Source organism: Paenibacillus paridis, assembly GCF_006345825.1.
GTDB lineage: Bacteria > Bacillota > Bacilli > Paenibacillales > Paenibacillaceae > Pristimantibacillus > Pristimantibacillus paridis.
Map to the genome: position 1 here is coordinate 1 of NZ_VCIX01000081.1, position 19301 is coordinate 19301.

Annotated in this window: 19 protein-coding genes and 6 tRNA genes; 20 read left to right on the forward strand and 5 right to left on the reverse strand. The window is 47.8% G+C overall.

Translation table 11 applies throughout. The annotated features are described in order from the left end of the window. Window positions 1-200 precede the first annotated feature (200 nt). The 6 genes from FJQ58_RS09990 to FJQ58_RS10015 all read left to right on the forward strand — a co-directional run bounded on the left by FJQ58_RS09990 (window position 201) and on the right by FJQ58_RS10015 (window position 740). Window positions 201-276, forward strand: a tRNA-His gene (locus FJQ58_RS09990). 31 nt (window positions 277-307) lie between these two features. Continuing rightward, window positions 308-382: transfer RNA gene (locus FJQ58_RS09995), tRNA-Gln, on the forward strand. Between the two features lie 7 nt (window positions 383-389). Continuing rightward, a tRNA-Gly gene (locus tag FJQ58_RS10000) sits at window positions 390-464 on the forward strand. A gap of 7 nt (window positions 465-471) precedes the next feature. Further along, window positions 472-545, forward strand: a tRNA-Cys gene (locus FJQ58_RS10005). 17 nt (window positions 546-562) lie between these two features. Then, window positions 563-639: transfer RNA gene (locus tag FJQ58_RS10010), tRNA-Arg, on the forward strand. A 19-nt stretch (window positions 640-658) separates the two neighbouring features. After that, window positions 659-740: transfer RNA gene (locus FJQ58_RS10015), tRNA-Leu, on the forward strand. 137 nt (window positions 741-877) lie between these two features. On the opposite strand, the gene FJQ58_RS10020 is transcribed toward FJQ58_RS10015, so the two are convergent. Further along, window positions 878-1855 carry an oxidoreductase gene (locus FJQ58_RS10020; RefSeq protein ID WP_139992881.1) on the reverse strand — a complete coding sequence of 326 codons (978 nt, stop codon included), beginning with the start codon at window positions 1853-1855 and terminating at the stop codon, window positions 878-880. Window positions 1856-2001: 146 nt separating this feature from the next. Between FJQ58_RS10020 and FJQ58_RS10025 the strand changes: the two genes are divergently transcribed. Next, window positions 2002-2436: an Lrp/AsnC family transcriptional regulator gene (locus FJQ58_RS10025; protein ID WP_139992883.1), complete on the forward strand. Its 435-nt coding sequence runs from the start codon at window positions 2002-2004 to the stop codon at window positions 2434-2436. A gap of 47 nt (window positions 2437-2483) precedes the next feature. On the opposite strand, the gene FJQ58_RS10030 is transcribed toward FJQ58_RS10025, so the two are convergent. Beyond that, window positions 2484-3818: an LLM class flavin-dependent oxidoreductase gene (locus FJQ58_RS10030; RefSeq protein ID WP_139992885.1), complete on the reverse strand. Its 1335-nt coding sequence runs from the start codon at window positions 3816-3818 to the stop codon at window positions 2484-2486. Between the two features lie 501 nt (window positions 3819-4319). On the opposite strand from FJQ58_RS10030, the gene FJQ58_RS10035 reads away from it, so the two are divergent. From FJQ58_RS10035 to FJQ58_RS10050, 4 genes are all read left to right on the forward strand, one after another. Then, entirely contained in the window at window positions 4320-4820 is a 501-nt protein-coding gene (locus FJQ58_RS10035) for a hypothetical protein (protein WP_139992887.1), read from the forward strand. Between the two features lie 78 nt (window positions 4821-4898). Then, on the forward strand, window positions 4899-5579 hold the full coding sequence (locus FJQ58_RS10040) for a response regulator transcription factor (protein WP_139992889.1): 681 nt from the start codon (window positions 4899-4901) through the stop codon (window positions 5577-5579). After that, complete coding sequence (locus tag FJQ58_RS10045) at window positions 5576-7321, forward strand: sensor histidine kinase (protein ID WP_139992891.1); 1746 nt, start codon at window positions 5576-5578, stop codon at window positions 7319-7321. Before FJQ58_RS10040 ends, FJQ58_RS10045 begins: the two co-directional genes overlap by 4 nt. Next, window positions 7318-7800: a hypothetical protein gene (locus FJQ58_RS10050; RefSeq protein WP_139992893.1), complete on the forward strand. Its 483-nt coding sequence runs from the start codon at window positions 7318-7320 to the stop codon at window positions 7798-7800. The genes FJQ58_RS10045 and FJQ58_RS10050 overlap by 4 nt, the downstream gene beginning before the upstream one ends. Before the next feature lie 141 nt (window positions 7801-7941). On the opposite strand, the gene FJQ58_RS10055 is transcribed toward FJQ58_RS10050, so the two are convergent. Next, entirely contained in the window at window positions 7942-8721 is a 780-nt protein-coding gene (locus FJQ58_RS10055; RefSeq protein ID WP_139992895.1) for an RNA ligase family protein, read from the reverse strand. A gap of 427 nt (window positions 8722-9148) precedes the next feature. Between FJQ58_RS10055 and FJQ58_RS10060 the strand changes: the two genes are divergently transcribed. Then, window positions 9149-9562: a DUF2203 domain-containing protein gene (locus FJQ58_RS10060; RefSeq protein ID WP_139992897.1), complete on the forward strand. Its 414-nt coding sequence runs from the start codon at window positions 9149-9151 to the stop codon at window positions 9560-9562. 186 nt (window positions 9563-9748) lie between these two features. Then, on the forward strand, window positions 9749-10951 hold the full coding sequence (locus FJQ58_RS10065) for a stalk domain-containing protein (protein ID WP_162341406.1): 1203 nt from the start codon (window positions 9749-9751) through the stop codon (window positions 10949-10951). A 52-nt stretch (window positions 10952-11003) separates the two neighbouring features. On the opposite strand, the gene FJQ58_RS10070 is transcribed toward FJQ58_RS10065, so the two are convergent. Further along, window positions 11004-12065, reverse strand: coding sequence for an endonuclease/exonuclease/phosphatase family protein (locus tag FJQ58_RS10070; RefSeq protein WP_139992901.1), 1062 nt, complete (start codon window positions 12063-12065; stop codon window positions 11004-11006). 159 nt (window positions 12066-12224) lie between these two features. Here FJQ58_RS10070 and FJQ58_RS10075 point away from each other — a divergent pair, with 159 nt between their 5' ends. The 5 genes from FJQ58_RS10075 (at window position 12225) to FJQ58_RS10095 (ending at window position 16738) form a co-directional block, all read left to right on the forward strand. Next, on the forward strand, window positions 12225-12995 hold the full coding sequence (locus tag FJQ58_RS10075) for an IclR family transcriptional regulator (protein ID WP_139992903.1): 771 nt from the start codon (window positions 12225-12227) through the stop codon (window positions 12993-12995). 115 nt (window positions 12996-13110) lie between these two features. Next, window positions 13111-13800, forward strand: coding sequence for a type 1 glutamine amidotransferase (locus tag FJQ58_RS10080; protein ID WP_139992905.1), 690 nt, complete (start codon window positions 13111-13113; stop codon window positions 13798-13800). Between the two features lie 110 nt (window positions 13801-13910). Beyond that, on the forward strand, window positions 13911-14819 hold the full coding sequence (locus FJQ58_RS10085; RefSeq protein WP_139992907.1) for an aldo/keto reductase: 909 nt from the start codon (window positions 13911-13913) through the stop codon (window positions 14817-14819). A 190-nt stretch (window positions 14820-15009) separates the two neighbouring features. After that, window positions 15010-15471, forward strand: a complete 462-nt coding sequence (locus FJQ58_RS10090) for an RrF2 family transcriptional regulator (RefSeq protein WP_139992909.1) — start codon at window positions 15010-15012, stop codon at window positions 15469-15471. Window positions 15472-15721: 250 nt separating this feature from the next. After that, window positions 15722-16738, forward strand: a complete 1017-nt coding sequence (locus FJQ58_RS10095) for an LLM class flavin-dependent oxidoreductase (protein ID WP_139992911.1) — start codon at window positions 15722-15724, stop codon at window positions 16736-16738. 219 nt (window positions 16739-16957) lie between these two features. Here FJQ58_RS10095 and FJQ58_RS10100 read toward each other — a convergent pair whose 3' ends face one another. Then, window positions 16958-17599, reverse strand: coding sequence for a M15 family metallopeptidase (locus tag FJQ58_RS10100; RefSeq protein WP_238403948.1), 642 nt, complete (start codon window positions 17597-17599; stop codon window positions 16958-16960). 150 nt (window positions 17600-17749) lie between these two features. Here FJQ58_RS10100 and FJQ58_RS10105 point away from each other — a divergent pair, with 150 nt between their 5' ends. Both FJQ58_RS10105 and FJQ58_RS10110 read left to right on the forward strand, forming a co-directional pair. Then, the gene (locus FJQ58_RS10105) at window positions 17750-18193 is read left to right on the forward strand and encodes a MarR family winged helix-turn-helix transcriptional regulator (RefSeq protein ID WP_139992913.1); all 444 of its coding nucleotides are present in this window, start codon (window positions 17750-17752) and stop codon (window positions 18191-18193) included. Window positions 18194-18254: 61 nt separating this feature from the next. After that, window positions 18255-19232, forward strand: coding sequence for a ring-cleaving dioxygenase (locus FJQ58_RS10110; RefSeq protein ID WP_139992915.1), 978 nt, complete (start codon window positions 18255-18257; stop codon window positions 19230-19232). Window positions 19233-19301 lie beyond the last annotated feature (69 nt).

Below are 19301 nucleotides of genomic sequence, written 5' to 3' on the forward strand. Positions count from 1 at the left end.
GCTTATCCTAAACACGTTTACCGTGACCCATACATCCGGTAGACAGCAGCAACAAGGCTTCAGCAAGCCTGATCTTTCGTATCCAGTTTTCAGGGCGCAACTTGCTAATGCTTGCATTAGCAGTCGACTCACAACTGTGGGTTTTATTTTTTGTCTATGAGGCAGACGCTAATTAGACAAGGTACCTGAATATCATTATGGCGGTCGTGGCGAAGTGGTTAACGCATCGGTTTGTGGATCCGACACTCGGGGGTTCAATTCCCCTCGATCGCCCCATTCTTAAAATGATTATGACTACATAAATTGTTGGGGATTAGCCAAGCGGTAAGGCAACGGACTTTGACTCCGTCATTCTCAGGTTCGATCCCTGAATCCCCAGCCATTGTTATGCGGAAGTGGCTCAGCGGTAGAGCATCGCCTTGCCAAGGCGAGGGTCGCGGGTTCGATTCCCGTCTTCCGCTCCAATAAGTTGGCGCCATAGCCAAGTGGTAAGGCAGAGCTCTGCAAAAGCTCTACCCCTAGTTCGAGTCTAGGTGGCGCCTCCACCTTATGATTACAAAATGTGCCCTTAGCTCAGCTGGATAGAGCGTTTGACTACGAATCAAAAGGCCAGGAGTTCGAATCTCTTAGGGCACGCCATTATTTATTCTCCAAAATTGCCGATGTGGCGGAATGGCAGACGCGCGCGACTCAAAATCGTGAGGGAAACCGTGGAGGTTCGAGTCCTCTCATCGGCACCAATATTGTTAATAGTAGCTCATTAGGTTTGATACCTAATGAGCTTTTTTGTATTTTTAATCATACATTCATAGTTAGCGGAAACACAAAATTTTAAAGAATGAGGGGGGATTTAGGTTTACAGTTATTCGTATATTATTTAGTTTACCAATAAACCCTCAGCAAAATCTGGGTTCTCCAAAAAAGGGCTGCCAATGGCAATACAATCGGCTAATTGGTCTTCAATTATACGATTGGCAAGACTACGGGTATGAATTTTTCCCACAGCAATAATCGGGATATTCAAATGTTGTTTGATTACAGCAGCATAGGGCAGCTGATAAGCAGCGTACACTTCACTAGGTTTAATAGGAAGAAGCCCGCCTGTAGAGACATGAATCGCGTCTAACATCGATTCGAGAGGTTTTAGCATTTTCGCCCACTCTTCGGCAGTTAGGCCCCCTTGGCAATAGTCGGTTGCAGAAATCCTAATCATAACAGGATAGTCATGACCAACCTCGCTTCTGATTGTAGTGAGAACTTCTTTTAAAAATCTGGACCTATTTTCTGAATCGCCTCCATAACAATCCGTTCTTAGGTTAGATAAAGGGGATGAAAATTGGTGAATTAAAAAACCATGTGCGGCATGAACTTCAATTCCGTCAAACCCTGCTTCTATGCTCCGCCTTGCCGCCAGACGATATTCCTCAATGATGTTCTTAATGCCAGCAAGTGAGAGCGATTCTGGAGTGCCATAATGTTCGTCGAATGCAATTGCACTTGGGGCAACTAAGGAATGGGTAACTTCGGGTGATGATTTCCTTCCGCCATGGGATAATTGGATAAAGACAGGAGTATGATGTTCATGAATCGCCTCGGTAATTTTCCTAAGTTGCTCTACATGCGGCTCAGTAAAAATACCTATATCGTTTTTCCATAGCCTTCCGCTTGAAGATATTGCGGTGGATTCTAAAATAACAAGGCCTACATGGCCTGCCCTTCGCTTGTAATGTTTAATATGATGCCCTGTAGGTAATGCTTCTGGCGTACCTTTATATTGCTGAAGAGGTGCCATGATTAGCCGATTTCTCAATTTCAAGCTACCAAGGAATATAGGATCATTTAATGTTAAGGTCATCTGGATTCTCCTTTACGTGGGGATAGTGTCATTTTATTATGGAAAAGGAGTGATTTAAATGATATTGTTAAGCTGATTATGGGTATATAGCTAAAATATTTCGTTATTTTATCCAATAAACCTTACATAATGAGGTGCTTATATTTATGGATCAGATTGATGCTAAAATTTTGTCCTTGTTGCATGAAAATGCTAGAATGCCCATTTCTGAGATGAGCAGAATGATCGCAATGTCACAACCGGCCGTAACAGAGAGACTTCGGAAACTAGAAGAGCAAGGAATTATAAATGCTTATCGCGTGCAATTATCACCGCAAAAGCTTGGCATGCATACAACTGCCTTTGTTATGTTCAAAACGAATAGCTGCCCGGACTTCATCACGTTTTGCGAAGAATCTCCTGAGATTGTTGAGCTCTACAGAACTAGCGGAGAGTATAACTTTTTAATGAAGGTACTAACCGAAACGACAGCATCATTGGCCAACTTGCTTGATAAGAGTAATGTCTTCGGATTCTCATCGGTTTTAATTGTTCTCTCTACGGCTTTCGAAGACAAAAATCTTTTAAAACGCGATAAGTGATAGGCAACCTTCACTCGAATGACCGATCGCCATTCTCCCGACATCGCTCATGAACGATATCGCGCAGAATTGACCGTATAGCGGTTGGGCGGAATCGTGAGTCCCAAATTACCGCGCAGCGTGTCCTCCTCGTACTCGATCCGGTAGAGGCCCCTTTCCTGTAAGATGGGTACGACCAACTCGACGAATTCCTCCAGTGCCTTAGGCGTAACGGATTGAATGAAGAAGCCGTCCGCGGCCTCCTTCTCATAATAAAGCTGGATCAAATCGGCAATATGCTCCGGAGTTCCAATAAACTCGCCTGGCGGCGATACGGAGCGCAGGGCAACTTGGCGCAGCGTGAGCTTATTCTCCAGAGCGAGCCGTTTAATTCGATCGGCACTGCTTTTGTGGCTATTGTTCCCCAGTTCGCCGAGCTCAGGGAACTGTTGATCCAGCGGGTACTGCGAGAAGTCATGATGATCGAAGAATCTCCCCAATTGATCAAGCGCACGTTCGATCGTCACAAGATTCGCAATTTCCTCGTATTTGCTTACGGCTTCCTCCTGCGAGCGTCCAACGATGACCCCTATGCCATGTAAAATTGCGATATCATCCACTGCGCGTCCATAAGCCTTGGCGCGGTCCTTCACATCCCGGTAGAAGGATATAGCATCTTCGATACTCGCATGCTCAGTCAATACGGCATCGGCCGATTTGGCAGCCAGATTCTTGCCAGCCTCAGAAGAACCCGCCTGAAAAATGATAGGCTGCCCTTGTTTTGAACGTGAAATATTGAGTGGGCCTTGCACAGCGAAGAACTCGCCTTTGTGATGAAGGGTGTGCAGCTTCGACTGGTCGAAGAACTCGCCGGTTTCCTTATTACGAATAAAAGCGTCGTCCTCCCAGGAATCCCATAATCCTCTAGTAACTTCGATAAATTCCTCTGCAATACGATACCGCGTGGGGTGGGACGGATGTGACTTCTTGCCGAAGTTCCAGGCTGAGCCTTCAAGCGGTGAAGTGACGACGTTCCAGCCGGCTCTTCCGCCGCTGATATGATCAAGAGAAGCGAATTGTCTGGCCACGTTGAACGGCTCACTATAAGAGCTTGACAAGGTACCGACTAGTCCTATTTTACTCGTGACAGCGGCAAGCGCAGACAGAATCGTGACTGGCTCAAAACGGTTCAGAAAATGTGGAATCGACTGTTCGTTAATATAGAGCCCATCAGCGATGAAGACCAAATCAAATTTTCCCGCTTCCGCAATTTGGGCTTGCTGCTTGTAGAATTCGAGGTTGACGCTCGCGTCTGCTGGCGTATCTAGATGCCTCCATAAGCCAATATGTGCACCTACCCCTTGTATAATGGCACCTAATTTAATTAATTTTCTGCTGGACATCAATAATCACGCTCCAATTCTGATTTCAACTTAGTCGTGCCTTGATCTGCAGCTAAAGGAGAGAGTGGTGGAAAAAGAAAGTAGAACTTCCGGTAATTAGCATAAAGAGGATGGATATTGTAAATCCTTACACCCAAGATGAAGTATTGATTTTAATGAAGGTTTTCCTCCTTCTTATTTGGATTTCTATACTTTATTTATCCAATAGAATTAATGGGGTAATATATGGATTATCTTAGCACTGAGTCTTTGTAATGGTCTATTCGGTTTTAAAGGAAAATCCCCGATCAAAGTTGTGATATTTAGAAGGAATGATCATTTTACCTTAATGTAGATATGTTAAATGCTTTTCTCATCTGGTATAATATCGAATTTTTGGCGATTCAAAATGGTAAGGGTTTGAGTTCTCTCATGGGTCCAAATGGGCATTTGGAGTACACATGGCGTACACAAGAAAACTTTATACTTGGAAATGTAAACAAGAGACGGAGGTTAAGAAATATGAAGAAAACGATATTTTTAGCAAGCCTGACGATTGCTGCAACGACTTTGACGGGGCATGCTTGGGCCGATCAGAAAAGCACTACGATGAAACAGCACGCTGTTATTGCCCCGGCCACACAGCAAGGCACCAACCTTTCGGTTACTGTTGACTCGGCAGCTAATCCATACGAAATTGCCGGGATTGATGACCCGAAGGCGTTTATCGAGTTTTTCAATAAATTACAGAAGGCCGTAGCTGCAAACGACAAAAAGACGGTTGCCAATTTAATCGCTTATCCGCTCCGGGTCAACCATGATGGAACGTCGGTGGAAATTAAGTCGAAAAAACAATTTATCTCCAAGTATAATCAAATCATAACGGACCAAGTGAAGAAAAAGCTGCTTGCCCAGGACGTGGATAAAGTCTTTGTCAATTGGAAGGGGATTATGATTGGCGACGGTGAAATCTGGATCAGCGTATTTGATCATAAAATTGCAGTTTATGCTGTAAATCGATAAGGGTATAAACGCTGACAGGCAAACGCGTCTCATTTCCAGATGAAAGCGTGATGTCAGATAGATGTGGAGTGTTAAATCATGAAGAGAAACATCTTGCTGGTAGAAGACGATACGTTAATGCGCGAGTTCATAACGGATTATTTCAAGAAAGAACAATGGGAAGTGCACGAGGCGGAGAACGGGAGACAAGCGCTGGATATCTTCGAGCAGACGATCGTCGATTTGGTCGTGCTGGACATCATGATGCCAGAGGTGGACGGCTGGTCAGTATGCAGGCGTATACGCCAAAAATCGGATGTGCCGATTATTATCATCACGGCGAGAGCCGAGGATGACGATCAAATCATGGGCTTTGAGCTTGGAGCGGACGAGTATGTAACCAAGCCATTTAGCCCCAAGGTGTTGGTCGCCAGAGCGAATGCCTTATTAAAGAGAACGGAAGGGACACTTGGCCGTGAAGGCGATATCGTCTCATTCGGCGATTTGGCTGTCAATAAGCGAGCCCATGCGGTAACGGTTGGCGGAGAACTGGTCAATCTGTCCCCTAAGGAGTACGATTTGCTTATTTTTATGATGAAGCATTACGGTACCGTCCTGCCCCGTGACTACATTTTGAATGCGGTATGGGGATTCGATTATTTTGGCGATTTGCGTACCGTGGACACCCATATCAAAAAATTACGGGCCAAGCTGGGCAGCGAGGAACGGTTGATCCGAACCGTTATCCGTTCTGGCTATAAATTCGAGCTTGAGCCATGAAAAGGAACAGTGTTGTAGTTAAGCTATTCGTGGTCACAGCTGCTATGATATTTGTCGTGTTTACTCTCGTCATGCTGGCGGAGGGGCTGTTTTTCGAACGGTTTTACCGAGCATCCAAAATAGACCAGCTGGAGAGCAGCGTCGTACAATTCGGACACGAGTATGCGGCAACACCTGCTGGGGGCATCGACGAATCACGACTGCTCGGCCATTTTATGAATCATCATGATGCTAGCATTTCCATCGTTAACCATCAGTTCGAGCGAGTGAGCGTCGATCCTTATTTTATCCAGCTGCTGCAAGATTCCCGAGTGATTACGATCCGTTTGTCATCGGACGGCACCATGATGAAAGATATCCCCTCGGGGCTTCGCACTGGTGACAGCCTGGTAGTAGATGGCTTCTTTATGGATGAAGAGGATACGATTATGCAGCTCGTAAAGGTGCAGCAGCCAGAGTCAGAGCTTGGGGAAGGATTAATGCGCGTGAAGGGTAAAATAACCGATCTTTTGCTTCCAGAGCAGCGGTCGTTCAATCCTTTCTATCAAGATAATCTTATCCAAAGCTCCTTGTCGGATTGGATGCAGGTGGTCGATCAGAACGAGCAGCGATTGGCTAACGGCCTGCCTGTTAAGATGGAGTGGACGGATAATTGGAGCGGGATTCAATATGCGGTTGTTATGCTCTCGCTTCCGGGAGGGGAAGCTGGGGACCGCTATGCCATTGCGATGACTTCGCTGCAGCCGGTGGGGGAAGCCGTCAGCATTTTGAAACGATACTTTATTTATTTGACGCCAGTTATTCTTGTTCTTGTGATCCTATTGTCCTTGGCATTCTCGAGATTGGTATCGTCTCCGTTAGTTAAGCTTAGCCGATTGGCCACGCGCATGGCGCAGCTGGACTTTACAATACAGCCTACGGTCCATTCCAAGGACGAATTTGGAGATTTATCGCGGAGCATGAATACATTATCCGAAAACTTAAATACAGCATTGCAGCAGCTTACCGAGTCCAATAGAGAGCTTCAAGAGGAGATCGACAAGAAACAAAGGCTGGAGCAGCTGCGCAAGGAACTAATCGGGAATATCTCCCATGAGCTCAAAACGCCGCTAGGCATCGTCAAAGGATTCGCAGAGGGTCTGCAGGATGATGTGGCGGCTGACAAAAGAGAGCGATACCTGCAGTTGATCGTGAATGAAACGGATCGAATGAATGCGTTAATTATGGATATGCTGGAGCTTTCCAAATACGAAGCGAAAGCGGTCCGGCTGCAATTCACAGAGCTATCGCTGGCAAAACTTATTCAGAATGTGGCGGACTCCTTTTCCTATCAGCTTGAAAGCAAGCAGCTTCAAGTAACGATTCAGGAGGCTGGGGAACTGATGGTAAAGGCAGATGCCAGACGAATGGAGCAGGTTGTTCAAAATCTGCTCAGCAATGCTATCCGTTATGGATCAGATCACAGCATCATTCGAATAGACATACAAAGATTATCGCCCGGGAAAATCATAACTCATATGGAAAACGAGGGGCCTCCGCTAGCCGAAGACGATTTTGAACGAATATGGGAGCAATTTTACCGGGCAGAACGCTCTCGCGACCGAAGATCCGGTGGGACCGGATTGGGGCTGGCCATCGTGAAAAATATTTTGGAGCTGCATGGAAGCGAGTTTGGTGCTAGGAACACGAACCGAGGCGTTTCATTTTACTTTACACTAGAGGAGGCGGAGACGAGAAAATGAATAAGAAACCAATGTTCAATGGGTTGGCTGTATTGCTAGTTCTGCTTTTGATCAGTGCTTGCGGGACCAAAGCGAACACGGAAGCGTCTGAAAGTGTACCTTCGCCAATTGGCCAGGAGGAAAGTGCGGCGACGAATGATTCCGTGAATACGGAAAAAGAAATTTTGATCATTATCGACCAGACGCCTAAACCGATTGAGGGCAACAGCTTCGATTTTCATGTTAAGCAGCTGCCCGAAGGATATTCTTTGTCAGAAATGCAGTGGAAATCCGATAAGAACCAGATCGTAAATACGCTGCAGGAAGCGGCTGAGCATGGGGGCAATGGAGGAGACGGGTTTTATATTAGCGGAAATGGACAGTTTTCAGGATTTATGTATCCAGACACAATGAAAGATGAACAAGGAGAGGTCACATTTACGTTCCGTAATGAGCAGGGCAAAGCATTAACTTGGAAAAAAGAGATCACTTTAAAATAAAGGAAACTTCATGCTTCTAAAAAGCCCTTGCGATCCATGCGATCATAAGGGCTTTTTTTGATACGAGCCAACAAGGCGCTGGATATCCATTTAGACGAGAAAAGAAACAGACATCTTTAAAGCCTCCTGCCTAGGCTATCCCTATTTTCTGAACGTCCGTTCGTAATCCTCAAACCGTATTTTCCGAATTTGTTTCCGATCGGCTGTTCGGGCGATTACCCCCTCTGATTTCCCCACTGCATCCATGCCTACCATGGTCTGCTCGAACGCTTGCAAGAAAGCAAAGGTATCCTCAAGCGTTGTGGGGAAATTTGCCGCAGCTTCCTGGCTCAACAAAGGGGCGTAAGGGAGCTCAGCGGCTTGAACAAATGCCAATTTATCGTTTTCTGTGTAAAAAGGCTGGTTTCCGTGATCGCGCCATTCGGCTATCTTTTCCTGAGGCAAGGCTAGCAAGCGCTCGAGTTCCTCTTTAGGAAGGGAGAAGATATCAAACACGCGGCTTCCTTGTGTTTTGCTCTCCGTGTAATGTTTGGCTGCCTTCGTCTTCCCTCCATAGGATTCCTGATAAACCACCGTCAATGCCCAATCGTTCTGGCTGAAAATAAGCCCAAGCAGCCGCTCCGCCACAGGCTTAAGAAATTCAGCAATATTACCGTAGGGATTGCCAATCCGGTCTCCTTTTGCATATAAGAGCTCTTCTCTCGAGCCTATCAGATAATCGACTTCCTTGTTTTCATTTTGAAAAAAGATGATCCTCGCGTTCTCTCCGTCTACTTTCTCATAAACATAAATGGAGTCGGCTTCGTGAAGATAGCCGCATTCCTCCGACAGTTCTTCTGTTAATCGGCCTTTCTCGCCCAGCTTGTGGTAGGTTAGAATACTCGGATACTTGGTTAACGAATTTATTTTTTTCAAGTCCATGATGGTGATCCTCCAATACCCTTATGATCAAGATATACCTATCGTTTGAATTATACATTAGCATACATTTGGCTAAAAATAAGGAAATTCCTTCTAGCGAAGCCAAACCTATAATGCATTTCGTGCGTCTTGTACGAAAAGGGGAGGGCATGCGATTGTATTGACGGAACCGAAAGACTTGCATCCGGAGAACGTATTTATACGTATATTAAATGGAGTGAGGCCTGAGACGTACGATATGAATGATAATCAGCTCATCAAAAAGAGCATGAAGATTCACGCCTCGAGCTGGTAATCGATGATTTGCGTTCTATGCTGCAGTAAATTCAGGTTTACTAAGCTAGTGGAGCCTGTGCTTGTATGTCTACCTAATTTACTTATAATTAATCATATGAAGAAATGCAATCGGATAAGGAGTAGATACGGGATGGGAAACAGAACCTTTACGCTGGCTGAGGCCAATGAGCTGCTGCCGCAATTAAAAGTGGACTTGAAGCAGCTTCAACAATTAAAAGGCGAGTTTGAAAGCCGATACGTGGATTATCACAAGGAGAAGGCTGCTTATGAGCAGGCCTTTGCAGGCTTGCCAGGCGGAAAGGACCCTTTCTTCGAGCAGGAGAGCCAGCTGGAATTTATGAAGATGGAGGCTGATCTGCTGATCGATAATTTTGCGCGGAAAGGCGTGCTCCTGAAAATGGTCACCCCGGGCCTGATCGACTTTCCAGCCGTTCTGGATGGCGAGGATATTCTCATTTGCTGGAAGGAAGGGGAAGCGCACGTAAGCCACTATCATGGCCTGCATGATGGCTTTAACGGAAGGAAGCCGTTTCCGCAGGAGTGAGTTTGGGAAGCCATGAATATAGATGCATGCTGCAAGGGCCGGTAGAGGAACGATCTACTTGGCCTTTTTTGCGTGCCTTTCCTGGAGCAATGGGAATACGTGGGATGTTTAGAGTATGAAACATTTCCCATTTTTTATACGTCATGTAACTATGTGAATAAAATGAATAGAATAGGCAGGTGCCGCATGAGAAAGTGGATGAAATCTACTGCAATTTTGTTGTCAGTATGGCTTGCTTACTCCGGAGGAACCGCTGGCGCAGAGTCCGCCTTAAGCGAGGCAGCTTTCGACGAAGCCATATTGCCGGATACTGTGGCTAAAATGTACCGCATACCGCATGAGCTAACCTTTGAGCTTAAAGGAACCAAGGGCTTGCTTGATGGCCAGCCAATTAGCGTAGACCAGCCGATTTTACGCGATGGACGCGTATATGTCCCCGTTAGGACGTTAAAGCAAAGCGGCGCTGCGGATGTGGTTGAATGGAATGCGGTCAAACGTGAGGTTAGGGTAGTCATCAACAAGAAGCTTATGCCGTCTTTTGGGGAGCTGCGTTACCGGATCGGTTCTGACAAAATATATTCAAGTGACGGGACAGCGTTTCAGCATGAAACGATTCCGGTTCCTTTTATCTCAGGCGGACGTGCTTACGTGCCGATAAGGCCGCTTAACACTTTTCAAGGCATTGCGGTTGCGCTCGATAAAGGAGTCGTTACATGGAATTGGAGCGAGAAAATCATCGAAGTGCAGAAGCGTGAATGGTCGACCGCCGAAGCGCAGACGACGTTTACGATACTTTATCAGAAGGATATGAATACGCCCCAATTTTTGAGCTCGCTTGGGCCAGGGGGCTGGTATGGCTCAAGCTCTGGAAGCAAAGTCATTGAAAAAGATATTAAGCTGGATGGACGCCTCTATAACCGGGTCAGCTTAACCGCAGAGCTGCGACCAGGCGTCAATCCGCTCATCCTCACGGCTGTATCGGCAGGTGAAGAACAGGTTACCGTGTATCGCAAGGTTAATCCTTCGGAGCCGATACCGGTTGCTTTGACACTAGATGCCGAGGGATATACGAGACTGACTGCTCCAACGCAAGGGTATGTTAAGCTTAAAGCTGGCGAATCCCTTACGATTGCAGGGGAGCTTCTTCAGTCAGGCCCATTATTTGACGAAGTGACTTTAAGAGCAAGCAAATATGATCCTGCCGTGCATGGTTATGTAGAGAATTTTTTTGTTAAAAGTCCAATTAAGAACAGCAACTATTCGGGCGAGCTTAAGTTTGAGAAGCCGGGCAGCTATTGGGTGGACCTAATCAGTCCGAAATATATGCGTTCCATTGATCTTGGTCCGTATGGGAATCGCTGGGCTGTCATTATTGTAGAGGTTGAATAATGGAGTAAGAAAGAAGAGTTCCGATGGTCATACGATCGGAACTCTTCTTTGCTTATTGGAGGACAAACTCTGCCGTTACCGGGTTGTGGTCACTGAATGCAAACTTCAGATCCGTACCCTGCAGACGGTTCATTTCAATATTGGCGGAAACGAGAAACCCGTCGATGACCGCTCTGAAGTTAACGCCCTCGGCATAAGGGATATCAAGCGTCCGCACGGTTGGAACGCGGTTATCGACCATCCATTTGAATCCTTCAAATTGAAAGTCGTCAGGAAATTTCTGCAGCCAATTTGGCCAGTCCTGCTTCGTTTCGAAGCTTTGCGAATCGGTGCCGGGAAGGGCGTGGTTCCAATCGCCGCCAACGATGATATAATGGCCTTTTCCTGTCTCCTTCTTGAGATAAGCGGACAAGTAATCGAGCTGCTGCTTGCGAATCTTTCCTTCCTTATCGAAAGCTGACAAATGCAAATTGACCAGAATCAGCTCCTTGCCGTTATGAACAGGGAACCTATTCGCGATAAAGGCGCGGTCGAGATCAAGCTGCTGGACCGGCCAGCTTTCCTTCCCGGGGAGATCGTAGCGCTCGCTGCTCGTGCTCTGGAAGGAAGACAGCGTTAGCAAGCCGCTATGTACTTTCCCCATGGGCTCAAAGAGCGGTACGGGCACCCAAGGCACTTTGTAGTTGTAGGCAAAAGAAGAGCTGTAGTCTTTCAAGGCTTTGGAGAAAAATTCGGCCTGATCGATCTTATAGCTTCGAGAAGACTGAACGTCCACCTCCTGAAGCAAATAAAAGCTGGAAAGGCTGCTGTTTATAAATGACGCGATGGATGCGAGATTGGCTTCCGTCTGTTTCTTGCTGCTGGCGCGCGAATGCTTACCGCCGTCCATGAAAAAATCTTGTTCGCTGTCCAAGCCGGCGTAACCGATGTTAAAGGTCGTTACGGTAAACGGCTTGCCTTGCTCCAGAATCGCTCCGGTCTGATTGGATATTGAAAGCTCGGTCACTTCTTTCGGTTTATAATCAGATAAAGTAATATACAGTAAGAAGCCTCCAACCAGGAGAGCTGCGGCCAGGACGAGCAGGCTCGCTATTTTAAGTATTCTTTTCCCCATACAATTCACCTCTCCCTTATTCTTATCCTTCCTTTAGGATACAGGAAAGCTGGTGAAAAGGGACCAACGTTTAGAAGAAAACGAATGTTTTTTAGCACGGCATGATGGCAGTTGTAAACCAATATACATGTTTTTTCCAATTGGTGGAGGTGAGAAACGATGTCCGGTGTCATTACGAAAGCCATTCATATCTTGGACCTTCTGCTCCCCGAAGGAACAGAGAAGGAACTGAGCGTTACGGAAATGAGCCGAGAGCTGGGTATGCCCGTGCAAAGCGTCCACCGCATACTCAGCTCCTTGATGGAGCATGGCTTCGTCGCTCAGAATGCGAAGACGAAGAAGTATAAGCTGGGCTTGTCCATTATGAAATATGGCTTTCTAATGTGGGACAGCCTCATGCTGCGCACGATTGCGAGGCCCTTTATGGAGGAGCTCTCCCAGAAGACGAAGGAAACGGTATATCTCGCTACTCGTGAGAATACGGAAGGCGTCTACATTGATTCCGTAGACTCGCCGCAAATTTTGAAAATATCGGAGCCGATCGGGCTCAAGCTGCCTTTGTTCATCGGCGCTTCCAACCGGGTCATTCTTGCCTACCTGCCGAGGAAGATGCAAGAGCAAATGCTGGAAGAGGCAGATTGGGGGTCCTTGCCCACTCTTAAGCCGCTGACGCGGGAGTACATCGAGAAGGAAATAGAGAAGATTCATAGGTGTGGCTACGCCGTAACCTCGGGAGAAGCAACGGAGGGAACGACCGGCATTGGCGCACCGATATTCTCCTATGAGAATATGGTCATTGGCTCTCTAAACGTCGCCGGTCCGACCTTGAGGTTTACGGAGGATACGGTTGAAAAAAACAGCTTCCTTGTTAAGAAATATGCGGATTTGATCTCAAATGAGCTGGGGTACCGCTACAAACTGAAGCGTTGAAATGAAATAGTTGATTAGTTTCCCACTATTCGGGAAAGTGATATTACCTCTATCGGATAATGAGATTATAATAATCTTCAATAAACGCAGCATGCGCGTATTGGAGGCGAGTAGGATGAACAATATCGTTGCTTTCCGGCATTTTTCATTTGATGACGACTTTGCGTTTCGTTCATGGGCCAACGTGAATGGGTATCGTTTGTCTGTATATGATCCCGCAATTGCAATTCCGTTTGATTTACTCGATGACTTGGATTTGCTTATTATTTGCGGCGGGCCAATGAGCGTCTACGAGGAAGAGCTTCATCCTTGGCTTGCAGATGAGAAACGCTTTGTCCAAGATGCCATCCAGCGCGGCAAAAAAGTGCTGGGAATCTGCTTCGGCGCTCAAATGATTGCCGAATTGCTGGGCAGCCCCGTGTATCGCAATGCGCATAAGGAAATCGGTTGGCACACAATCAATCGTACCCAGGAGGAGCATCCCTGGTTCGACAACTTGCCGCAGCAATTGGTTTCGTTTCAATGGCATGGAGATACCTTCGATCTGCCAGAGCATACGCAGCTGCTTGCTACTGCAGAAGCTTGCAGGGTACAGGCATTTGCTTACGGGGAGCATGTACTGGGTCTGCAATTTCATTTGGAGACGACGCCTGCCTGCATGGCAGCGATGTTCGAGCATTGGTCCAGCGAGCTTATTGCTGCGCCATACATACAGTCTGAATCTCAGATTCGCAGCCAGTTTGGGCAAAGCGAGCTATCCATCCGAATGCTTCACGGGATATTGGATAGGATGGTCACTGCATGATGGACTAAGTCGCCGGGTACGGAAGAGAAGAAAGCAGACATTTCAATAGACCATATAAAGGTAGATACGTTTTGACTACAACCATAATTATTGAAAAGGAGAGTTCCAACATGAAGAGAAATCGACTAGGGCAATCAGAGCTCTACGTTAGCGAGATTGGGCTTGGCTGCATGTCGCTTGGGACGGATAAGGAGAAGGGGATCGCACTGGTGCATCAGGCGCTCGAAGGAGGAATAAATTTTCTCGATACGGCAGATCTGTATCATGAAGGGCTGAATGAGGAAATCGTCGGCGAAGCGGTTGACGGCAGACGATCAGAGGTAATTATAGCGACTAAAGTAGGCAATCGGTGGGAGCCTGGCAAGGAAGGCTGGACATGGGACCCGTCCAAAGCCTATATCAAAGAAGCCGTGAAGGATAGCTTAAGAAGGCTTCAGACCGATTATATCGATTTGTATCAACTGCACGGAGGTACGCTGGAGGACCCGATTGAAGAAACCATCGAGGCGTTCGAGGAGCTAAAGCAGGAAGGACTGATTCGGTATTATGGCATCTCTTCCATTCGTCCGAACGTCATTCGGGAGTATGCGCAGCGGTCCAATATCGTAAGCGTAATGAGCCAATACAGCATTATAGATCGGAGACCTGAGGAGCAGGTGCTGCCTTTGCTAGAAGAGAAAGGAATAAGCCTGATTGCACGCGGTCCGGTAGCCAAAGGGATCCTCACCCGCACAGGGGCTGCGAAATTGGCCAAAGGTTATCTGGAATACAGTGAAGAAGAGCTTAGTGAACTGTATGCGACGCTGCTGGAGCAGGGGGGCAGCGGCAGAGACCTGGCGCATACGGCTATTCGCTTCGCGCTGGCCAGCCCTACGGTTGCTGCGGTCATTCCCGGAGCAAGCAGCATGGAGCAGCTGCTGCACAATATAGCAGCGAGTGCGGCAGAGGAGCTTTCTGCAGCGGAGCTTGCGCAGATTAGAAAGATAAGCAAAGGCAGCGGTTATGCACAGCACCGATAGATTGCCAATTCATTAGGAAGTGGGCCGGATGAAGCTGCCAGGGCGTAGCGCATACGGTTTGAAAGCGTGAAAGATGAGGGTGAGCCTATGCCTAAGCTCACTCTCTATGTTATGCTTAGTGAGGAAGGTTTGACTTTAACAACTGTATGAAATAAAATTACAGTATCCTTCTTGGGAGGGAGTTATGTAAATGAACAGCGAATTTACGGTAGCGGTTCACAGCTTAGTGCTGTTAGCTTATTTACCTGACCATATGGCCAGCAGCGAGACGATTGCTCGGAATGTGTCTACGAATCCGACGCGGATCCGCAAGATTATGAGCTCCTTGCGCAAGCACGGTTTTGTGAAGACGAAGGAAGGCATCGGCGGCGGCTATATTTTGAACTGCGAGCCAGGTGAGGTTACACTCGCCCAGGTTTACCGGGCGCTCTCCGGAGGTACGCTGAAGCCGCACTGGTGCTCGGGCAACCCGGAAGAGGATTGCCTCGTATCTGCAAATATCCAAGTCGTCATGGACCACTTCTTCTATGAGGCGGAGCAGCATTATGAGGCGTATCTCGAGCAGAATACGCTGCAAACGGTGCTGGAGAAGATCCGGAAATGCCAACAGCAACAAAAAAACGCAGCAGGTGTAACGGATATAGGGCACTAGCGTTATTATTTGTGCAGGTGCTTAGGAAGCGATAGCGGTAATGGATTGAAGACGATCCTTTACCGCTAATGAATTGGATCTAGCTCTATAACAATGCTGGCGCTCAACTGCATCCGGGGCTTGAAAGCCAGAGGATCGACCGAATTTGTTTGTTTTCACGTTCAATATGTATCAAATATTCATACAGTTAAGGAAGATTATTGCCTTAAAAAGGCCGTTTTTTAAAACTTTGAAGTAAAGGGTGAACGTAATGTCAGAACAAACGAGCAGTAATTCGACTTTTAATATCCCATTATCGGTTCTTGATGTGTCTCCAATCGTTGAGGGAGGCTCTGTGGCTGAATCGCTAAGCAATACGCTGGACTTGGCGCAGCATGCGGAAAAATGGGGCTATAACCGTTATTGGCTGGCTGAACACCATAACGCTGCCAGCATTGCCAGCTCGGCTACGTCGATCGTTATCGGCCACGTAGCTGCAGGCACGTCGACGATCCGGGTAGGCTCCGGCGGCATTATGCTGCCTAACCATGCGCCGCTTGTGATCGCCGAGCAATTCGGCACGCTAGAATCTTTATTTCCCGGCCGGATTGACCTTGGACTTGGGCGCGCGCCTGGAACAGACGGCTTAACAGCAGCGGCACTGCGCGGGAGCAGAAGAAGCAACGGACAGGACTTCCCGGAACAGCTTACTGAGCTAAGGGCGTTCCTGGATCCGTCTAGATCGGAAGTGGGCATGCCCGTACGTGCGATTCCCGGTGAAGGACTCGATATTCCGATATGGCTGCTCGGCTCCAGCGATTTTAGCGCCTTGCTTGCAGCGGAGCTTGGTTTGCCGTTCGCGTTCGCGGGACATTTCTCACCGACGTTTACGGTGCCGGCTATGAATCTTTACCGAAGCAGCTTTAAGCCCTCGGCGGTTCTCGATAAGCCAAACGGAATGGTGGCAGTCAACGTAGTCGCGGCAGATACGGACGAGGAGGCGGCATATTTGGCAACGTCCATGCAGCAGCTGTTTCTATCCTTTATCCGCAATACGCGCGGGCAGCTACCTGCTCCTGTACGTGATATGGATAGTTTATGGACAGCGCAGGAAAAGATCGCTTTGCAGCAGCAGCTCGGATCGTCGATCGTCGGCGGGCCGGATACGGTACGAAGCAAGCTGAAACAGTATATTGAGGCGACAAAAGCGGATGAAATCATGGTCGCGGCCCATATCTTCGACCATAAGGCACGCCTTCGTTCTTATGAGATTATAGCAGGGCTGTAATAGCGGCTTCCTTTAATATCGGCAGTGATGCTTATTCTTATCCTGCTTGCCATAAGAAGCAAATATCAATAAAAAAGAGTGCAGCGGATCGCCCGTTGCACTCTTTTTTATTGAAATATAGGAACGTATATTATTTCGCTGTCTCTTCCCTAGATTTCTCGGAATGAAACGCGCTGGGCTGCCAAAGGACGGCGACAGCCGTTTCTCCTTCCTATAGGTCTATTCCGGATCAACAGGCGGACGTTGTCCGTTGCGAAGCTGGCGAATCGAATAGCCAAAGTCCATCTGAAGATGAGGATAGTCAGGGAAGTTTTTCCAATCTCCGCCCCAAGAGAAGCCCAGTTTCTTAGCGATGGCGACGACCTCCATCCAATCTGCCTTTCCATTCTTATTGCCGTCGTATTCCATGTCCCATACGACCTCGCCTTTCTTCGTGCGCAGCGCAAAATCGATAGCGAGACCGTAATTGTGATAAGAGTGGCCGCCCTGTACTTGGGTCACTACTTGGCCTTCGGCCGTTCTGCCCTTAGCATAAATGGCATCTTGCTCCTCACTCGAGCGGAATCCATCCGAAATAAGTATATCGATGCCGGCGCTTGCCGCTTCGGCGATTAGCTCGTTTTGCTTAGCGAATACGATCGGGTGCAGCCCAGTGACGGGGGGCGCAGGGGCAGGAATGGGATCAATTTCGGGCAAATAAGGCTCTAAGGTGAGAATGCTTTTCCATAATAAAACGGAGCTTAATGCCAAAATAATAAACAGCAGCAGCCGATTTCGTCTGCGCTTGTTGCGCGCAGCCAGTTCAAGCTGAGCTTGCCCCATGGGCAGGTGATGCTGCGAAAAACGGTTCCGTTCAAGCATGCTGAATCTCCTTAAGCTTGGTATCCGCTCATTTTATCATATTGCTCCTTCGTCCGCCCTAGCCCTGGGTAGGGGTTGCATCAGAATGGGTTGACTTTTCATCAGTTTAGTTCTAAACTGATGAATATAACAAAGAGGCGAGGTGGTCAGATGGAGCAAAACGGTACAAAAGATTTCTTGTCTGGACGCGATCAGCGATTAGGCCTAATGATATGGTACCGCCTATCGCGGGTGTACAGTCAAAGCTTGCGCGATACTCACCAGCATCTGAAACAGTGGAGCTTGTCCGCTGCACAATTCGATATTCTTGCTCAGGTAGGCGCGCATGGGCGGTTGACGCAGCAGCAGCTGGCTGACAAGCTTTTTGTTACCAAGGGAAATATTACGCAGCTGCTAAGCAAGCTGGAGGAACTTGATCTCGTCAAGCGGGAGCAAGAGTGGAAAACCAAATACGTCTCGCTATCTGCAAAGGGGCAGGCCCTATTTAATGAAGTTGTACCATTACAGGAGTATTACCAGGCATCACAATATAATGCTCTAAATCAGGAAGAGAAGAAACAGCTGCTCATGCTGCTCAAGAAAATTCAAAATTAAGGGCATGTGGCCATCTAAATCGATCGTGTTTGGGTTTATAAAATTGGAGGAGGTTTATATTATGCAGCTTAAAGGCATTCACCATGTATCGGCTATCACAGGGACAGCTTCGGGCAATTTCGAATTTTACACACAGCTATTGGGACTTCGTTTGGTCAAAAAAACCGTTAACCAAGATGAGACCTCGGTTTATCATTTGTTTTATGGGGATGAGAAAGGCAATCCGGGAACGGAGCTCACGTTCTTTGAATTTCCGATGACCGCCAAAAACCGGGAGGGCACGAGCAGTATTTCTTCCCTCTCCCTTCGCGTAGCCAATGATGAGGCCCTTCGTTACTGGAAAGAACGCTTCGAGCAGTTTGAAGTGGATCATGACGAAATAACCGAACGAGCGGGACGCCAGACGATTGCATTCCGAGACTTTGAAGGACAACGCCTAGTTCTAGTTTCTGACGAGAACAATAATGGCGTAGCAGGCGGGGTGCCTTGGGAGAAAAGCACCGTGCCTGCGGCATACGGCATTCTGGGTTTGGGCCCCGTCCAGCTAACCGTCAAAAATCCGGAGCCGACTGTACTCGTGCTGACTCAGCTAATGGGCTTCAGGGAAAAAGGGAAGTATCCATCGACAGTGGCAGGCCAGCCGGATATTACCGTATTTGAAACAGGTGAAGGCGGCAGCGGGGCAGAGGTTCATATCGAGGAGCGCAATGATCTTCCGCGTGAGCAGCAGGGCTACGGCGGCGTTCATCACGTTGCTTTCCGCGTAGACAATGACGATGAGCTGCGCGAGTGGATCGAGCATATTCGCGGTGTACGCATTCCGAATTCCGGATTCGTCGACCGATATTACTTCCGTTCTTTGTACTTCCGTGAGCCAAATGGCATATTGTTCGAGTTGGCCACCGACGGCCCGGGCTTCGATACGGATGAGGATATCAATCATCTTGGCGAATCGCTTGCATTGCCTCCGTTCCTTGAGCCGCAGCGTGCGCAGATCGAAGCAAGATTGAAACCGCTGGAAACGAAGCCAGAAGCGTAAGCGTCAAGAATGGTAAAGTAGTATAAAGCGAGCGCTCCCCTTTTGACGGGGAGCGCTCTTTATTTTTCT